This window comes from Streptomyces niveiscabiei, from assembly GCF_001419795.1.
In the GTDB taxonomy this organism is placed as follows: Bacteria; Actinomycetota; Actinomycetes; order Streptomycetales; family Streptomycetaceae; genus Streptomyces; species Streptomyces niveiscabiei.
Map to the genome: position 1 here is coordinate 1 of NZ_LIRL01000833.1, position 431 is coordinate 431.

The 431-nt window shown below is 71.2% G+C and carries 1 protein-coding gene; it reads right to left on the reverse strand.

Translation table 11 applies throughout. The features are described 5' to 3' along the window. On the reverse strand, positions 1-231 hold a 231-nt coding region (locus AOK24_RS48855; protein ID WP_159052090.1), incomplete at its 3' end, for a hypothetical protein. Positions 232-431: the final 200 nt, after the last annotated feature.

Sequence of the window (431 nt, forward strand, 5' to 3'; positions counted from 1 at the left end):
GTCGCCCCCCGAGTCACCCCCGAAGATCCACCAGCCGCCGCTCCCGGTGGCGGAGCTGTTCATGCTGTCGCTGCTCCCGCTGCCGTTGCTGCTGCCGCTCCCGCTGTACGACCGCCGCCGAGCGGCGCGCGCCCGCCGCTCGGCCCGCTCCCGGCGCCGGCCGCCGATCAGCGCCGCCGTGAGCAGGATCACGAACAGAACGAGCAGGATGACGCCGATTGCCATGGGCATGACGATCACCCTCCTTCCGCTTCTCACAAGTCCCCCGAAGCGGCCCCCCGTGGGCGCCTCGCGCACCGTACGAGCGGTGCGTGACCTGGGGATGCCCGGCCGTCTCAGCAGCCAAAGCACACTTGAGGAACTCCAGAGCTTGAGCGCAGGATGGCGGGCATGACCAGCAGCGCACGCCCCTTCCTCAACCGCCGCCTCGC